Consider the following 14,420-nt stretch of genomic DNA (forward strand, 5'->3'; position numbering starts at 1 on the left):
ATGGCAGCGCTGCCCGAGAACATCGTGGACCGGCTGCGGGACATGCAGCGCAAGATCCAGCAGCTCGGCGCCGAGGTGCGCAACCGCCCCGGCCTGACCCGGATCCTGGGCGACCTCACGGTCTCCGGCGGCGGGCGGCTCACCGTCCGCACGCCGGAGGACAAGACCCTGGCCCGGATCGGGGACATCACCGCGGCCGGCGCCAGCCCGCAGCAGGGCATGCTGGTCTACCGCGACGACGCCTCGCTCGCCTTCAGCATCAGCGGCAGCAGCGGCGCCACCCAGTGGGTCGGCATCTGGGACCGGCTCGGACACCTGGCCGTCTCCGACGACACCGTGACCGGCGGCCTGGCCCGGCCGTACGTACCGATCCCGCTCTACCCCGCTCCGCTGCCGATCACCTCGGCCAGCTGGACCCGGGTACTGCAGGGCGGCATGTACCTCCAGCACCCCCGGATCGCGGTCGGGGTCTGGGTCTCGGCCGCCGCCGCGACCACCGTCGAGGCCCGGGTGATGTACCTCAACTCCGACGGTGTGTCGGTCCAGTTGGGCAGCACGGTGACCGTGGCCGCGCAGGCCGTCACCCAGCAGGTGATCGGCTTCCACGGCCAGCCGCCGTTCACCTGGAGCAACCTCTACGTCGAGGCCCGCCGCACGGTCGGCACCGGGGCGGCCTCGGCCGGCGTGCTGTTCGCCGAGGGCCGCCAGAGCTGACCGACCGTCACATCCCAGGAGGTGCGCCCATGTCCCAGCCCGTGCCGGAGCAGCCGGCCGAGGAGGTCCTGACCTTCCCCGGCGGATTCATCCTGCTGCCGCCCGACCCCAACCCGGCGCCGATCCCCGAGCCGCCGCAGGAGGAGGTCCTGGTGCCGCCGCCGCCCGTGGACGGCGAGTCACCCTGACCGCGCTGCCGACCGGCCCCGCATCCGCCCTTCCGGCGGGTGCGGGGCCGCTCCCTTTTCGCCCGACCGCCAACCGCTGACCGCCGACCGCCAGGAGGCACCGCCATGTCCGACTCCGCCCGCCGCACTCTGCGCACCACCGTGCAGACCCTGCTCGGCCTGCTCGCCGCCGTCCCGCTGCTGGTCGACAGCGGCACCCTGCCCGCCACCCTGCCCGGCCTCGCCCTGGCGGTCACCGTCTCCACCGCCGTCACCCGGCTGATGGCGCTGCCCGGCATCGAGCAGTTCCTGCCGGCCTGGCTGCGCCGGGAGAGCACCGACGCCCCGTCGGACGGCCGGTGACCGCCGGCGCCCTGGGGACGGCCGCCACCCTCGACACCGCCGTGGTCTGGTGCGGAGCGCTCACCGCCGTCACGGCCGCCACCGGCATGCTCTGGCGGCTCGGCCGGGTGGTCCGTCAGATCGCCCACCGGGTCGAGGAGTTCAGCGAGGACTGGCAGGGCACCGAGGACCGCCCCGGCGTCCCCGGCCGGCACGGCGTGATGACCCGCCTCGACGGCATCGAGAAGCGGATCAGCGCGGTCGAGCACGAGCTCCGCCCCAACAGCGGCTCCTCGATGCGGGACGCGATCGACCGGGTCGACCGCCGCACGCTGCGCATCTCCCCCGACGCGGAGGGGTGACCCGCGGAGGGGCGAACTCCCGCACCACCGAACGGAATCCAGGAGGAACCATGCAGTTCGTCTCCCGCGCCCAGTGGGGCGCCCAGCCCCCGAGGGGCGACTGGCGCCAGATCCCCGGCACCCGGGGCGTCAAGATCCACTACGAGGGCACCGCCGTCCCGGCCGACCTGCCCGCCGACCACGACCGCTGCGCCGGCCGGGTCCGGGCGATCCAGAATGCTCACATGGCAGACCGGAACGAGGGCTGGATCGACATCGCGTACACCGCCGTGGTCTGCCCGCACGGCCAGGTCTTCGAGGGCCGCGGCGCGCACCACCAGACCGGGGCGAACGGCGGCGCCTCGCTCAACCGGGACCACTACGCGGTCTGCGCGATGGTCGGCGACTCGGGGCTGACCGAGCCCACCGAGGCGATGCTGCACGGCCTCCGGGATGCGGTCGAGTGGCTGCAGCGCGACGGCGGCGCGGGCGGCGAGATCAAGGGCCACCGCGACGGCTACGCCACCAGCTGCCCCGGCGGCCCGCTCTACCGCTGGGTCCAGGCCGGCGCCCCGCGCCCGGGCGGACCGGCCGCTCCGGTCCAGGTCTCCCCGCCGCCGGCCCCGGCCGGCCCCGAGTGGCCCGGCGAGTACCTGGCGCTGCGCTCCCCGATGCTGCACGACGAGAACGTCCGCCGCTGGCAGCAGCGGATGCGCGACCGCGGCTGGCCGATCGAGGCCGACGGCTGGTTCGGCCCCGCCTCGGCCGAGACCGCCCGCCGCTTCCAGGCCGAGAAGGGTCTGAGCAGCGACGGCGTGGTCGGGCCCGCGACCTGGGCGGCCAGCTGGAACAGCCCGGTGACCTGAGCCGCGGTCGGCCGGGGACCGGCCCGTTCGGGCCGGTCCCCGGCACCGTTTGCGTTCGACCCCTCCCGCAAACGCGATCGAACGCCTACGCTCACGCCTCAACATCTCCGTACCGGCCGGTAGCGCCGACAGTGAGCGAGGCCGACCATGCCCGAGCAGCAGGTGGACGCGCGGTTGCGCCGGTCGCGGGCGGCGGTGGCGGCGAGCTTCGTGCTCCAGGGCGTCACCTTCGCGCTGCTGGTGACCTGCATCCCGGAGATCCAGCGGCGGTACGGGCTGAGCGACGGGCTGCTGCCGGTGTTCCTGGCGGCGGTGCCGATCCTGGCCGGGGTCGGCTCGGTGACCTCCGAGTCGGTGGCCGGGCGGGTCGGGGCGCGGGCGGTGCTGCGGGTGGTGCAGCCGGCCGTCTGCGTCAGTCTGGCGCTGGTCGGGCTGGGCAGTGAGCTGTGGCAACTCGCCATCACGCTCGGCCTGTTCGGCCTGCTGGTCGGGGCGCTCGACGCGAGTATGAACATGCTCGGGGTCGGCCTGCAGCGCCGGTACGGCCGGAGCATCATGATCGGTTTCCATGCCGCGTTCAGCCTCGGCGGCATCCTCGGCGCGGCCCTGGCCGGGCTCGGCGCGCACGAGGACCTGGAGCTCCCGGTGCTGTTCGGCGGCGCGGCCGCCGTGCTGATCCCGCTCGCGCTGCTGGTCGGCACCCGCTTCCCCGGCCGGGCCGAACTCGGCGACGCGGTACGGGAGGCGGCCGCCGCCGCGGCCGCCCGGATCCCCTGGCGCCCGCTGCTGCCGCTCTGCGCCGCGATGGCCTTCGCGTACATCGCCGACGCCTCGGTCTCCAACTACAGCGTCAAGTACCTCACCGACGTGCTGGACAGCCCGGCGGACCTGGCCAAGCTCTCCTACCTCGGCTACATGGTGGCGATGCTGCTCGGCCGGGTGGTCGGCGACCGGGCGGTGGAGCGCTGGGGTGCGGTCCCGGTGGTGCGGGGCGGGGCGGCGCTGGCCGCGCTCGGCTTCGCGCTGGCGGCCGCCGCGCCGGAGGAGTGGGCCGGGATCGCCGCGTTCACCGTGCTCGGCTTCGGCATCTGCGCGATCATCCCGCAGGTGTTCGCGGCCGGCGGCCGGCTCTTCCCGCTCGCCTCCGACGCGGCGGTGGCCCGGCTCAACCTGTTCAACTACGTCGGCTTCCTGCTCGGTTCACCACTGGTCGGCGCGCTGGCCGGGGCCGGATCGTTCCGGCTGGCGCTGCTGGCCCCGATGGTGCTGATCCTGGCGATCCTCCCGCTGGCCCGGCACTTCGAGGGCGGACCCGCCGCCCGATAACGTGTGACCCATGTCCGAGAACTGCAGCGGCCTGCACCTATACTGGGACGAGGCCGTCACCTCGTACGACTTCGGGGCGGGGCACCCGATGGACCCGACCAGGCTGGCGCTGACGATGCGGCTGGTGGAGGCGTTCGGCCTGACCGCCGCGCCCGGGGTGACCGTCCGGGCGGCGCCGCCGGCCGGGGACTCGACGCTGCGGCTGGTGCACACCGCCGGGTACGTCGAGGCGGTCCGGCGGATCGCCGCCGACCCGGAGCGCAGCGACCCGGTGCACGGCCTGGGCACCGCCGACAACTGGGCCTTCGCCGCCCAGCACACCGCCTCCGCGCTGATCGCCGGCCAGTCGGTGGCCGGGGCCGAGGCGGTCTGGCGCGGCGGCGGCGCCCGACACGCCGTCAACTTCGCCGGCGGCCTGCACCACGCGATGCCGGACCGGGCGGCGGGCTTCTGCGTCTACAACGACCCCGCGCTGGCGATCGCCCGGCTGCTGGAGCTCGGCGCCGAGCGGGTCGCGTACGTGGACGTGGACGTGCACCACGGCGACGGCGTGCAGCAGGCGTTCTGGAACGACCCCCGGGTGCTCACCGTCTCGATCCACGAGAGCCCCGCCACGCTCTTCCCGGAGACCGGCTGGGCCACCGAGACCGGCGGCCCGGACGCCCCGGGCACCGCCGCCAACCTGCCGCTGCCCGCCGGGACCGGGGACGCGGGCTGGCTGCGGGCCTTCCACGCGTTCGTCCCCGAGCTGCTCTCCGCGTTCCGCCCGCAGGTGATCGTCAGCCAGCACGGCGCCGACACCCACGTGGCGGACCCGCTGGCGCACCTGGCGGTCAGCCTGGACGCGCAGCGGCTGGTGGCCGAGGCGGTGCACGAGCTGGCGCACCACTACGCCGACGGCCGCTGGCTGGCCCTCGGCGGTGGCGGCTACGCGGTGGTGGACGTCGTCCCGGCGGCCTGGACCCAGCTGGTGGCGATCGCCGCCGGACGCCCGATCGACCCGGCCGCCGAGCTCCCCGCCGAGTGGCGGGCCGAGGCCGAGCGGCTGACCGGACGCCCGGGGCCGGCCCGGATGACCGACGGTGCCGAGCCGCGCTGGCGCGACTTCCACGACCACGGCTACGACCCCGGCGACCGGCTGGACCAGGCGATCCTGGCCGCCCGCCGGGCCGTCCTGCCGCACCACGGCCTGCTGCCGTGAGCCGCGCGGGCGCCCCGACCAGGGCCGAGCTGACGGCCCATCTGCTCCGGCACCGGCTGGCGGGCCCGGCCGTCCCGACGCCCCGTCAGAACAACCTGCGGCACTACCGCCTGTTCGGCCAGGCCGACCCGGCGGCCCTGATGGGCCTGGACCCGGAGCGCCGCTGGGGGCCGGGCGCGGTGCTGGACCTGATGGCCCGACAGGTCGGCGTGCACCCCGACTTCTCGTACGGCCAGGGGCCGGACACCATCGACCCCGAGCGCACCGTCGACGCGCTGGACCGCCTGGCCGGGCTGCTGGGAGCCACCGCCGCCCGCCGCGGCGGCGTCCTGGCCGGGACGGGGCACCCCACCAAGCTGGCGGGCTTCCACGGCGCACTGGCGCGCGCCCTGGAGCGCGCGGGCTGCACCCTGCACACTCCCGGGCGCGGGACCCGCTTCCGCGAGCCCACTCCGGCCGGTCAGCGGGCCTGCGTGCTGGACGCGGTCGGCCCGGTCCTGGTGGTCCGCTCCGCCGACAGCGCGAAGGAACTGCTGCACACCCACTCGCCGGCTCCGGTCCGACTGGCCCTGGCCGCACTCACCGGGGCCGGGCACCCGCTGCCCGACCTGGTGCTGGGCGACCACGGCTGGCTCTGCGGGGCCGGCCGGCTCGGCGTCCCGGCCGGTGGCCTCGCCGACTCCAACGACCCGGCGCCGTTCGTGGCCGAGGCCGAGGGCACCGTCGCGGTGGCCGTCCCGGTGGACGACGGTGCGCATCCGGACTGCTACAGAGCGCTGAGTGACTACGTACTGCAACGGGCGGACCTCGCACCGTACAAGGACTGAGCTTCCCCCTCTTCCCACTGGTACCACCCTTAACTACTCTGGGGATACACGTGTGCCGGTGGAGTCACCGAAGGGGAAGTCGGTGCCTTGCACACGGGTAAGGGTCGGGTGAGGGTCATGAGTTCCGGCGAGCGCCCATTGCAGGAGGTCGTCTTCCTGACCGTGGCGGAGGTTGCCTCGGTCATGCGGGTGTCCAAGATGACGGTGTACCGGTTGGTGCACAGCGGAGAGCTGCCCGCGATCAGGGTCGGCCGCTCCTTCCGAGTCCCCGAGCAGGCCGTCCACGAGTACCTCAGGGATTCCTACGTACGGCTCGAAAGCGCGTAACCTGGGCTCTCATCAGGGCGCGATTACGGCTTATCCGAGGTGACGGGTAGGCTAGGCCCTCCGTCAGTCGTATGGACTCCGTCTCTCACGGACGAGAGTCTCAGTGAGCGAGGGTAGTTCCGTGGGCTCTGTCATCAAGAAGCGTCGCAAGCGTATGGCCAAGAAGAAGCACCGCAAGCTTCTGAAGCGCACTCGCGTTCAGCGTCGTAACAAGAAGTAGGCACCCACGGCCGCGCCCTGCGCGCCAGGTTGCAGACAGCGCCCGCCCCGGCTCAGGCCGGGGCGGGCGCTGTCGTTTCCCCGGATCGAACCCCGGCGCGATACGGTGCGTGCAGGGCTTACGAGAGGGGTGCGGCGGAGTGGGCAAGGTCGTGCTCGTCACCGGTGTGGCCCGGCATCTCGGGGCCAGGTTCGCGGCCCGGCTGGCCGCCCGGCCCGGGATCGACCGGGTGGTCGGGGTGGACAGCAGGGAGCCCTGGGGCGGGATGGCCGCCGACGGCGTCGAGTACGTCCGGGTGGACCTGCGCCGGCCGGCCGTCGCCCGGGTGATCGCCGAGCACGACGTGGACACCGTGGTGCACCTGGACGTCAGCGCCGGAGTGCAGGGCGGCCGGGCCGCCGCCAAGGAGACCAACGTCATCGGCACCATGCAGCTGCTCGGGGCCTGCCAGAAGGCACCCGGTCTGCGTCGACTGGTGGTCAAGTCCACCACCGCCGTGTACGGCTCCACCCCGCGTGACCCGGCGGTGTTCGGCGAGCGGATGCCGCCCAAGGGCCTGCCGCGCAGCGGTTTCGGCAAGGACGCCACCGAGGTCGAGGGCTACGTCCGGGGCTTCGCCCGGCGCCGCCCCGACGTCGCGGTCACCGTGCTGCGGTTCGCCAACATCGTCGGCCCGGCCGGGGACACCCCGCTCTGCGACTACTTCGCGCTGCCGGTGCTGCCCACCGTGCTCGGCCGCGACCCCCGGCTCCAGTTCGTGCACGAGGACGACGCGGTCGAACTGCTGCACCTGGCCGCCACCGAACCCAGGCCCGGTACCTACAACGTGGCCGGCGACGGCGTCCTGCTGCTCTCCCAGTGCGCCCGCAGGCTGGGCCGGCCGACCGTGCCGCTGCTCGGCCCCGCGCTCGGCCTGGTGGCCGGGCTGGCCCGGCAGACCGGGCTGGCCGACATCTCGCCCGAACAGATCCAACTGCTCACCCACGGGCGGGTGGTGGACACCGCCCAGCTGCGCGAGGGCTTCGGCTGGACCCCGTCGCGCACCACTCCTGAGGCGTTCGCCGACTTCGCCGCCGCCCAGTCCGGCGGGCTGCTGCCGCCCGAGCGGCTGGCCGCCGCCACCGACCGGCTGGCGGGTCTGCTGACCCGTCAGAACCCTCCGAGGAGCTGAGGACGGGATGACCGCTGCGAGGGACGCCGCCCAGGCGAAGGTGATCCCGATCGAGTCCGCGCCGAGCTGGCAGCCGGAGCCCTCGGGCCCGGCCCTGTCCGACCGGATCGCCGACGCGGTCGGCGGCGCGCTGGCCGGGCCGCTCGGCTCGGCCGCCACCAGGGCGCTCGGCAAGGGCTGGGAGCAGCGGGCCGCCAACGGCCTGTCCTTCCTGCGGCGCCGGATCACCGGCGACTACGAGGTGGACCAGTTCGGCTTCGACCAGGAGCTCACCGAGGAGGTGCTGCTCTCGATGCTCCGCCCGCTGGCGGAGAAGTACTTCCGGGTCGAGGTCCGGGGGATCGAGAACATCCCGGCCGAGGGCGGCGTGCTGATCGTGGCCAACCACTCGGGCACCGTCCCGCTGGACGCGCTGATGACCCAGATCGCCATCCACGACCACCACCCCCGGCGGCGGCACCTGCGGATGCTCGCGGCCGACCTGGTGTTCGAGCTGCCGGTGGTGGGCGGGCTGGCCCGCAAGGCCGGGCACACGCTGGCCTGCGGGGAGGACGCCGCCGCGCTGCTGGAGCGCGGCGAGGTGGTCGGGGTCTGGCCGGAGGGCTTCAAGGGGATCGGCAAGCCGTTCTCCGAGCGGTACAAGCTGCAGCGGTTCGGCCGGGGCGGGTTCGTGGCGTCCGCGCTGCGGGCCGGGGTGCCGATCGTCCCGTGCTCGATCGTCGGTGCCGAGGAGACCTACCCGATGATCGGCAACGCCCGGACGCTGGCCCGGGCGCTCGGCCTGCCGTACCTGCCGATCACGCCGACCTTCCCCTGGCTCGGCCCGCTCGGCGCGATCCCGCTGCCGACCAAGTGGACCATCCAGTTCGGCGAGCCGATCCCGACCGACAGCCACCCGCCGGAGGCGGCGGACGACCCGATGCTGGTCTTCGACCTCACCGACCAGGTCAGGGAGACCATCCAGCACACGCTCTACCAGCTGCTGGTGCAGCGGCGGTCGGTCTTCTTCTAGACCTTCCCGGCACACGGGGGCGGGGCCGGGGCAACTGCCCCGGCCCCGCCCCCGTCGGGTGTCAGCCCAGGGAGATCTCCGGCAGCAGGCCCGGGATCAGCGCGGGGATGCGCAGCTCCTGGGTCGGCGGCTGGTCCTGCGGGGCGCCGCTGTCCGCCGGGGCTGGTGCCTCGGCGGGGTGCTCGGCCGGGCCGGCGGCAGGGCTGCTGCCGGTGCCGCCGTTGCCGGTGATGGCACCGGGCAGCAGCTTGTCGAGCAGACCGGGGCTGGCCTTGCCGCTGGGCGTGGTCGCGCCCGCTCCGGTACCGGAGTCGGGCCGGCCCTGCTCGCTGCGCGGGCGGTCCGCGGTGCCGTGGCCGGTCGCCGGGGAGCTGCCCGACCCGCCGGTGGACTGCTGCGCGCCGCCGCCGGGTGCGGCCGGAGCGCCGCCCTTGGCCGCGGGCTGGGTCAGCCTGAGCGGGGCGACGTCCTCGGTCATCTCGTCGAAGAGGCTGTTCACCTTGCTGGCCTGGCCGGTGAGTTGCGACGGCAGCTGGCCCTGGACGGCCGCCCAGCGGTCGTCCTCGGCGTCGGTGAAGGTGGCCAGCTTGCGCATCGGGTCGAGCGAGCCGTTGCTCCGGTAGACCGAGCGGAGCAGCTCCCGGCCCTTGACCGCCTCGGCGTGCATGTCGTCCAGGGCGCGGCGGACCTGCTCCACCGTGTCCGGGCTCAACGAGGCACCGGTGTCCGTCCGGCCGAGCAGGCCCTGGGCCTCCTCCAGCCGGGTGGAGGCCTGGTCCAGCAGCAGGGCACCGACCTCGGAGTCGGACCCGGCCCAGCTCAGCCGGAGGTCCTCCAGGCCGCGCTTCATGCCGTAGAGGGTGTCCCCCGGAAGGGCGTTGGAGCTGGCGGCGGCCGCGCCGGCGAAGCTGCCGACCGCCACCCCGGCGACCAGACCGCCGATCGCCAGCCGCCGGCCCCAGCGAGTCCTGGCGCCGGAGCGGACCGCCCGGTGCCTGCGCTGCTGCGGTACCCGGGCCGCCGGGCTGCCGGTCCAGTCGCGCTCGAACGCGGCCATCAGCTGGGCGCGTTGGAGTGTCCTGGCCTCGGCGCTCAGCTCGGGCTCGGGCAGTGCGCCCAGGGCGTCCGCCATGCTCAGCAGCTCCGCCATCGCGGTGGAGCCACCTTGCCGACTGCTGCCGGGTCTCTGATCCCCTTGGTGGGGCTCTGCGTGGTGGGCCTCCAGCGCCTCGGCGAAGGCCCTCGCCCGCCGGTGCTCCAGCATGTTTGCCGTCACGGGCCACACCTCCCTTCGTCGTTGTCGACTCCCCGGCCTGCCGGACGGTTGCCTCGGCGGGCCAAAACCACTCCATCGGGTGAGCGTGGCCGATCCTGCTTGACCCACGGCCCGGCGGGGGCTTGCACGTTGGCCAACGAGCGGTGCGGGGCGTCGGTTACGCACGACTGATCATGTGACCGCTCATTCACCCGACTGGGGAGGCTGGGCAGTTGATATGACTCACGGTCGGTTATCGCCTTCACCGGGCGTCGGGCGGCAGCAGTCGCGCCAGGGTGCGCACCGCGCGGTACTGGAGGGTCTTGATGGCCCCCTCGTTCTTTCCCATGATCCTGGCCGTCTCGGCCACCGACAGCCCCTGCAGGAACCGGAGCGTGACGCACTCCTGCTGCTGCGGGTTGAGCCGGCGCACCGCGTCCAGCAGGGCCGCGTTGGAGAGCGACTCCAGTACCGAGTCCTCGGGGCTGCGCTCGCACTCGTTGGAGTCGAGCATCTCGCCGGTGGTGACCTCGAGCCGGAACCGGCTGGACTTGAAGTGGTCCGCCACCAGGTTCCGGGCGATGGTCACCAGCCAGGCGCCGAAGTCCCGGCCCTGCCAGGTGAAGGTGCCGATCCGGCGCAGCGCGCGCAGGAAGGTCTCGCTGGTCAGGTCCTCGGCGGTGGCCCGGCCGCCGACCCGGTAGTAGATGTACCGGTAGACGGTGTCCGAGTAGTGGTCGTAGAGGCGGCCGAAGGCCTCGCTCTCGCCGTTCTGGGCCCGCTCGACCAACTCCATGATCGGGTTGTGCTCGGACTCCAGGCCGGGGGTCGGCGTGGTTCTGGCCCTGCTTCGTGAGCCCGGACCCGTCCCGGCACCGACCCGGCTGCGGGTGCCCGTCCCGCTGGTGGTCGCCGGGGAGCGCAGGGCTACCCCGGTGGCCAACGGGACTCCGGCCAGGGCCGGTTGTGGCACGTACAGCTCGAACTCGCGGATCGCGGACCGGAGTCGGTCGAGGTGTGTACCGCGGCGCAGGTTGGTGGGCGACGGGCGGGAGGAGGCAGGCGCGTCGTTCCGGACGGGTGGGTACACGGGACTCCCAGAGGCAGAACTGTGGACGGATCACCTCCGCCTGCGCGGAGAGCACACTCCGACTGACCCCTCGTCACCGGGGACGTGTGGGTGGCGTGCATCCAGGAGAGAATAACGCTTTGTGCAATGACAGCTACACCCTGTGGCCGAAGTGGTCGTTTGAGATCCGCTTGGCGTGCATATTCAGCTGGAACTGACCGAACCTGGCATCAGCCGCCCGGCTCAATGTGATCGCGCGTGTGCACCGGGTGACAGTTTCCGGAGGTGGGGGGCCCGATTCCCGGGTTCAGGCCTCGGCAATCCCCGACTTTGCCGAGTCTCCGAACGATCGGTTCCGGTCACGCGCGAACGAGATCGGAGCGCCCGGGTCCGGCACCGGAGTTCGCCCTTAAGAGTGAGCCGGTGTCCGCACCCCGCTGACCCCGCTGACCAGGCGTCAGACCGCCCGGTGCCGCCGCCGGATCGCCACCGCGGCCGCCGCCGTACCGGCCAGCACCCCCAGGCCGGCCGCCGTGGGCAGGCCGATCCTGGCCGCCTTGCGGCCGGTCCTGAAGTCCCGCACCCGCCAGCCGTTGGCCCGGGCGTGCCGCCGCAGCGCCGAGTCCGGGTTCACCACGTACGGGTGGCCGACCAGCGCGAGCATCGGGATGTCGTTGGCCGAGTCGCTGAACGCCGCGCACCGGCTCAGCTCCAGCTGCTCCCGCCGGGCCAGCGCGGTGACCGCCGCGGCCTTCGCCTCGCCGTGCAGCAGCCCGCCGACCAGCCGGCCGGTGTAGACGCCGTCCACCGCCTCGGCCACGGTGCCGAGCGCGCCGGTCATCCCGAGCTGCCGGGCGATGATCCGGGCCACCTCCTGCGGGGCGGCCGTGACCAGCCAGACCCGCTGCCCGGCGTCGAGGTGCAGCTGCACCAGGGCCCGGGTGCCGGGCCAGATCTTCCGGGCGATGACGTCCGCGAAGATCTCCTCGCAGATCTCCTCCAGCTCGGTGGTGCGCTTCCCGGCCACCAGGCCGAGCGCCTTGTCCTTGGCGTCCGCCATGTGCGCCGGGTCCTCGGCGCCGTGCACCCGGAACCAGGCCTGCTGCCAGGCGAACCTGGCCATGTCGCGGCGGGTGAAGAAGCGGCGCCGGTACAGGCCGATGCCCAGGTAGAAGATCGCCGCGCCGCGCAGGATGGTGTTGTCGCAGTCGAAGAACGCGGCCGCCCGCGGGTCGTCCGGGGTCGGCGTGTGGTCCTCCGCCGCGTCGGCCGCGGCCTCGCCGGCCAGGGCGGACTGCTCGGTCGGGGAGCGCCGTGCGGGGGAGAGCCTTCGGAGGACGGCCATGGCACCGAGCATAACGAGCCGGCGTGAACGAGGGTGCACGGGAGAGTTGCCGCCGCCTTGCCGCAGAATGGGCGGGGTGAGCCCACTGTTGCGACGTGACACGAGCAAGAAGCCGGCCGAGCGGACGGTCACTCTGATCGGGAAGCCGGGGTGCCATCTGTGCGACGACGCACGGGCGGTGATCACCCGGGTGACCGGGGAGCTGGGGAGCGCCTTCGAGGAGCGGGACATCACCCAGGACGAGGAGCTGTACCGGAAGTACTGGGAGCAGATTCCGGTGACGCTGATCGACGGGAAGCAGCACGATTTCTGGCGGGTCGACGAACGCCGGCTGCGGGCCGCGCTCGGCGCCTGACGACACGGCAGCCCCTCCGAACGGCGGGGGTGCTTCGCCAAATCGTTGTGGATAAAAGTGAAGATCGGCTTAGAGAACGCCAAATGGTCGGCTTACGATCTAAAATGTTCTGTCCGCCGGGGGTTGGATGACGGAGGAGGGCTTCCATGCTTCCCGGTCGACAACTGCCGCCCGTGCGGGGCGGCTTCGCCGTCGTGGACGTCGAGGCCAGTGGCCGCAGCCCGTGGCGCCACCGGGTGGTCGAGGTGGCGGTGGTGCTGCTGGACGGCCGACTCCGGACCGAGGGCGAGTTCTCCACCCTGATCGACCCGGTCGGACCGGTCGGGCCGACCCATGTGCACCGGATCAGCCAGGCCGACGTGGTCGGCGCGCCGAGGTTCCGCGAGGTCGCCCCCGCACTGCTGGACCTGCTGGCGGGCCGGGTGCTGGTCGGCCACCACGTCAGCTGCGACCAGGCGTTCCTGGAGCGCGAGTTCGCCCGGATAGGCGTGCCGCTCCCGTCGGTGCCCTCGCTCTGCACGCTCCGGCTGGCCCGGGCGCACCTGGCCGGGGCCGGCGGCTACGGCCTGACGGCCTGCGTGGAGGCGGCCGGGCTCGGCTGGTACCCGGCGCACACCGCGCTCGGCGACGCCCGGGCCACCGCCGACCTGCTCCGGCACCTCACCGCGGCCCGGGCCGACTGGGCCCCGCCGCTGCACGAGGCGGCCGGACTGCCCTGGCCCCGGCTGGGCGGCGCGATGTCGCGGCGGCACGCCGGTCCGCCGCCGCTGATCCGGCGGGAGGCCCCGTTCGGGCCGTGGCCGCAGGGCGTCGAACCGCCCGGCATGGTGCTCACCGCTCTGGGCGCCGGGCGGTGAGTGGCGCACACTGTCGCAGGGGCGGCCGCGGCGGAGGCGTGATGCGCGTCACTGTGCCCGGACAAATCGGACACCATCTTTGTGCACACGTTCACAAACACATAGCCTGGCTGCCAAAGCCCAGCTTCACCCACAGGAGCACCGTGGCAATCGGCCGATCCACCCAGAGCACTTCGCAGACGCCCGAACCGGGCGCCGCGCGCCGACCCTCGCGTGCCCGGGGCATCCCGGAGGCGACCGTCGCCCGCCTTCCCCTCTACCTGAGGGCACTCACCGCGCTCTCCGAGCGCTCCGTGCCCACCGTCTCATCCGAGGAACTGGCCACCGCAGCCGGGGTCAACTCGGCGAAGCTCCGCAAGGACTTCTCCTACCTCGGCTCCTACGGGACCCGCGGCGTCGGCTACGACGTGGAGTACCTGGTCTACCAGATCTCCCGCGAGCTCGGCCTGACCCAGGACTGGCCCGTGGTCATCGTCGGGATCGGTAACCTCGGGCACGCGCTCGCCAACTACGGCGGCTTCGCCTCCCGCGGTTTCCGGGTCGCCGCCCTGCTGGACGCCGACCCGACCGTGGTCGGCAACAGCGCCGCCGGCCTGCCGGTGCGGCACATGGACGAGTTGGAGGCGATCGTGGAGAGCCAGCACGTCTCCATCGGCGTCATCACCACCCCGCCCGGCGCGGCCCAGCAGGTCTGCGACCGCCTGGTCGAGGCCGGCGTCACCAGCATCCTGAACTTCGCCCCGACCGTGCTGACCGTCCCGGACGGCGTGGACGTGCGCAAGGTGGACCTCTCGATAGAGCTCCAGATCCTCGCCTTCCACGAGCAGCGCAAGGCGGGCGAGGAGGCCGGCTCCGGCGACTCGGTGCTCGACCGCGCCCCCGGCCCGGTCCGGGCCGCGGCCGCCAAGCTCCGCCGGGCGGCCGGCGCCGCCAAGGCCGAGCCGGTCAAGGGCAAGCCCGCCAAGGGCACCGAGGGCGAGCGCTCCGCGGTGATGCCCGCGTGAGCCGCCAGCAGATCCGCAGCA

Annotated in this window: 18 protein-coding genes; 15 read left to right on the top strand and 3 right to left on the bottom strand. The window is 73.6% G+C overall.

Going from position 1 to position 14,420, the window contains the following annotated elements:
- From ABT118_RS03305 to ABT118_RS03360, 12 genes are all read left to right on the top strand, one after another.
- Positions 1-714, top strand: coding sequence for a hypothetical protein (locus tag ABT118_RS03305; protein ID WP_350644541.1), 714 nt, complete (start codon positions 1-3; stop codon positions 712-714).
- A gap of 29 nt (positions 715-743) precedes the next feature.
- On the top strand, positions 744-902 hold the full coding sequence (locus ABT118_RS03310; protein ID WP_350644543.1) for a hypothetical protein: 159 nt from the start codon (positions 744-746) through the stop codon (positions 900-902).
- Positions 903-1,007: 105 nt separating this feature from the next.
- On the top strand, positions 1,008-1,244 hold the full coding sequence (locus ABT118_RS03315) for a hypothetical protein (RefSeq protein WP_350644545.1): 237 nt from the start codon (positions 1,008-1,010) through the stop codon (positions 1,242-1,244).
- Positions 1,241-1,585, top strand: a complete 345-nt coding sequence (locus tag ABT118_RS03320; protein ID WP_350644547.1) for a hypothetical protein — start codon at positions 1,241-1,243, stop codon at positions 1,583-1,585. Before ABT118_RS03315 ends, ABT118_RS03320 begins: the two co-directional genes overlap by 4 nt.
- A 50-nt stretch (positions 1,586-1,635) precedes the next feature.
- Positions 1,636-2,430 carry a peptidoglycan recognition protein family protein gene (locus ABT118_RS03325; RefSeq protein ID WP_350644548.1) on the top strand — a complete coding sequence of 265 codons (795 nt, stop codon included), beginning with the start codon at positions 1,636-1,638 and terminating at the stop codon, positions 2,428-2,430.
- Between the two features lie 147 nt (positions 2,431-2,577).
- On the top strand, positions 2,578-3,756 hold the full coding sequence (locus tag ABT118_RS03330) for an MFS transporter (protein WP_350644550.1): 1,179 nt from the start codon (positions 2,578-2,580) through the stop codon (positions 3,754-3,756).
- Between the two features lie 10 nt (positions 3,757-3,766).
- A complete protein-coding gene (locus ABT118_RS03335) occupies positions 3,767-4,957 on the top strand; it encodes an acetoin utilization protein AcuC (RefSeq protein ID WP_350644551.1) in 1,191 nt (396 codons plus the stop codon).
- Positions 4,954-5,784: a phosphatase gene (locus ABT118_RS03340; protein WP_350644552.1), complete on the top strand. Its 831-nt coding sequence runs from the start codon at positions 4,954-4,956 to the stop codon at positions 5,782-5,784. Before ABT118_RS03335 ends, ABT118_RS03340 begins: the two co-directional genes overlap by 4 nt.
- A gap of 117 nt (positions 5,785-5,901) precedes the next feature.
- The gene (locus ABT118_RS03345) at positions 5,902-6,111 is read left to right on the top strand and encodes a helix-turn-helix domain-containing protein (protein ID WP_184918271.1); all 210 of its coding nucleotides are present in this window, start codon (positions 5,902-5,904) and stop codon (positions 6,109-6,111) included.
- 121 nt (positions 6,112-6,232) lie between these two features.
- Complete coding sequence (locus ABT118_RS03350) at positions 6,233-6,331, top strand: 30S ribosomal protein bS22 (protein WP_003948845.1); 99 nt, start codon at positions 6,233-6,235, stop codon at positions 6,329-6,331.
- Positions 6,332-6,470: 139 nt separating this feature from the next.
- Entirely contained in the window at positions 6,471-7,502 is a 1,032-nt protein-coding gene (locus tag ABT118_RS03355) for an NAD-dependent epimerase/dehydratase family protein (RefSeq protein ID WP_350644553.1), read from the top strand.
- Positions 7,503-7,509: 7 nt separating this feature from the next.
- Entirely contained in the window at positions 7,510-8,514 is a 1,005-nt protein-coding gene (locus tag ABT118_RS03360) for a lysophospholipid acyltransferase family protein (protein WP_350644555.1), read from the top strand.
- A gap of 61 nt (positions 8,515-8,575) precedes the next feature.
- On the opposite strand, the gene ABT118_RS03365 is transcribed toward ABT118_RS03360, so the two are convergent.
- From ABT118_RS03365 to ABT118_RS03375, 3 genes are all read right to left on the bottom strand, one after another.
- Positions 8,576-9,664, bottom strand: coding sequence for a DUF5667 domain-containing protein (locus tag ABT118_RS03365; protein WP_350644557.1), 1,089 nt, complete (start codon positions 9,662-9,664; stop codon positions 8,576-8,578).
- 367 nt (positions 9,665-10,031) lie between these two features.
- On the bottom strand, positions 10,032-10,859 hold the full coding sequence (locus ABT118_RS03370) for an ECF subfamily RNA polymerase sigma factor, BldN family (RefSeq protein WP_502884458.1): 828 nt from the start codon (positions 10,857-10,859) through the stop codon (positions 10,032-10,034).
- 436 nt (positions 10,860-11,295) lie between these two features.
- A complete protein-coding gene (locus ABT118_RS03375; RefSeq protein WP_350644560.1) occupies positions 11,296-12,183 on the bottom strand; it encodes an HAD family hydrolase in 888 nt (295 codons plus the stop codon).
- Between the two features lie 67 nt (positions 12,184-12,250).
- Between ABT118_RS03375 and ABT118_RS03380 the strand changes: the two genes are divergently transcribed.
- The 3 genes from ABT118_RS03380 to ABT118_RS03390 all read left to right on the top strand — a co-directional run bounded on the left by ABT118_RS03380 (position 12,251) and on the right by ABT118_RS03390 (position 14,399).
- A complete protein-coding gene (locus ABT118_RS03380; RefSeq protein WP_350645098.1) occupies positions 12,251-12,538 on the top strand; it encodes a glutaredoxin family protein in 288 nt (95 codons plus the stop codon).
- Between the two features lie 146 nt (positions 12,539-12,684).
- A complete protein-coding gene (locus tag ABT118_RS03385; protein WP_350644562.1) occupies positions 12,685-13,395 on the top strand; it encodes a 3'-5' exonuclease in 711 nt (236 codons plus the stop codon).
- Between the two features lie 143 nt (positions 13,396-13,538).
- Positions 13,539-14,399: a redox-sensing transcriptional repressor Rex gene (locus tag ABT118_RS03390; protein ID WP_350644563.1), complete on the top strand. Its 861-nt coding sequence runs from the start codon at positions 13,539-13,541 to the stop codon at positions 14,397-14,399.
- Positions 14,400-14,420 lie beyond the last annotated feature (21 nt).

It is taken from the genome of Kitasatospora sp. NPDC002040, from assembly GCF_040296785.1.
Lineage (GTDB): Bacteria > Actinomycetota > Actinomycetes > Streptomycetales > Streptomycetaceae > Kitasatospora.

What these genes read in the sequence shown, in the direction of transcription:
- ABT118_RS03310 (WP_350644543.1), top strand. Translation starts at nt 744, where the DNA reads ATGTCCCAGCCCGTGCCGGAGCAGCCGGCCGAGGAGGTCCTGACCTTC.
- ABT118_RS03365 (WP_350644557.1), bottom strand. Translation starts at nt 9,664, where the DNA reads ATGGCGGAGCTGCTGAGCATGGCGGACGCCCTGGGCGCACTGCCCGAG.
- ABT118_RS03375 (WP_350644560.1), bottom strand. Translation starts at nt 12,183, where the DNA reads ATGGCCGTCCTCCGAAGGCTCTCCCCCGCACGGCGCTCCCCGACCGAG.
- ABT118_RS03380 (WP_350645098.1), top strand. Translation starts at nt 12,251, where the DNA reads ATGGGCGGGGTGAGCCCACTGTTGCGACGTGACACGAGCAAGAAGCCG.
- ABT118_RS03385 (WP_350644562.1), top strand. Translation starts at nt 12,685, where the DNA reads ATGCTTCCCGGTCGACAACTGCCGCCCGTGCGGGGCGGCTTCGCCGTC.
- ABT118_RS03305 (WP_350644541.1), top strand. Translation starts at nt 1, where the DNA reads ATGGCAGCGCTGCCCGAGAACATCGTGGACCGGCTGCGGGACATGCAG.
- ABT118_RS03330 (WP_350644550.1), top strand. Translation starts at nt 2,578, where the DNA reads ATGCCCGAGCAGCAGGTGGACGCGCGGTTGCGCCGGTCGCGGGCGGCG.
- ABT118_RS03345 (WP_184918271.1), top strand. Translation starts at nt 5,902, where the DNA reads ATGAGTTCCGGCGAGCGCCCATTGCAGGAGGTCGTCTTCCTGACCGTG.
- ABT118_RS03335 (WP_350644551.1), top strand. Translation starts at nt 3,767, where the DNA reads ATGTCCGAGAACTGCAGCGGCCTGCACCTATACTGGGACGAGGCCGTC.
- ABT118_RS03360 (WP_350644555.1), top strand. Translation starts at nt 7,510, where the DNA reads ATGACCGCTGCGAGGGACGCCGCCCAGGCGAAGGTGATCCCGATCGAG.
- ABT118_RS03315 (WP_350644545.1), top strand. Translation starts at nt 1,008, where the DNA reads ATGTCCGACTCCGCCCGCCGCACTCTGCGCACCACCGTGCAGACCCTG.
- ABT118_RS03325 (WP_350644548.1), top strand. Translation starts at nt 1,636, where the DNA reads ATGCAGTTCGTCTCCCGCGCCCAGTGGGGCGCCCAGCCCCCGAGGGGC.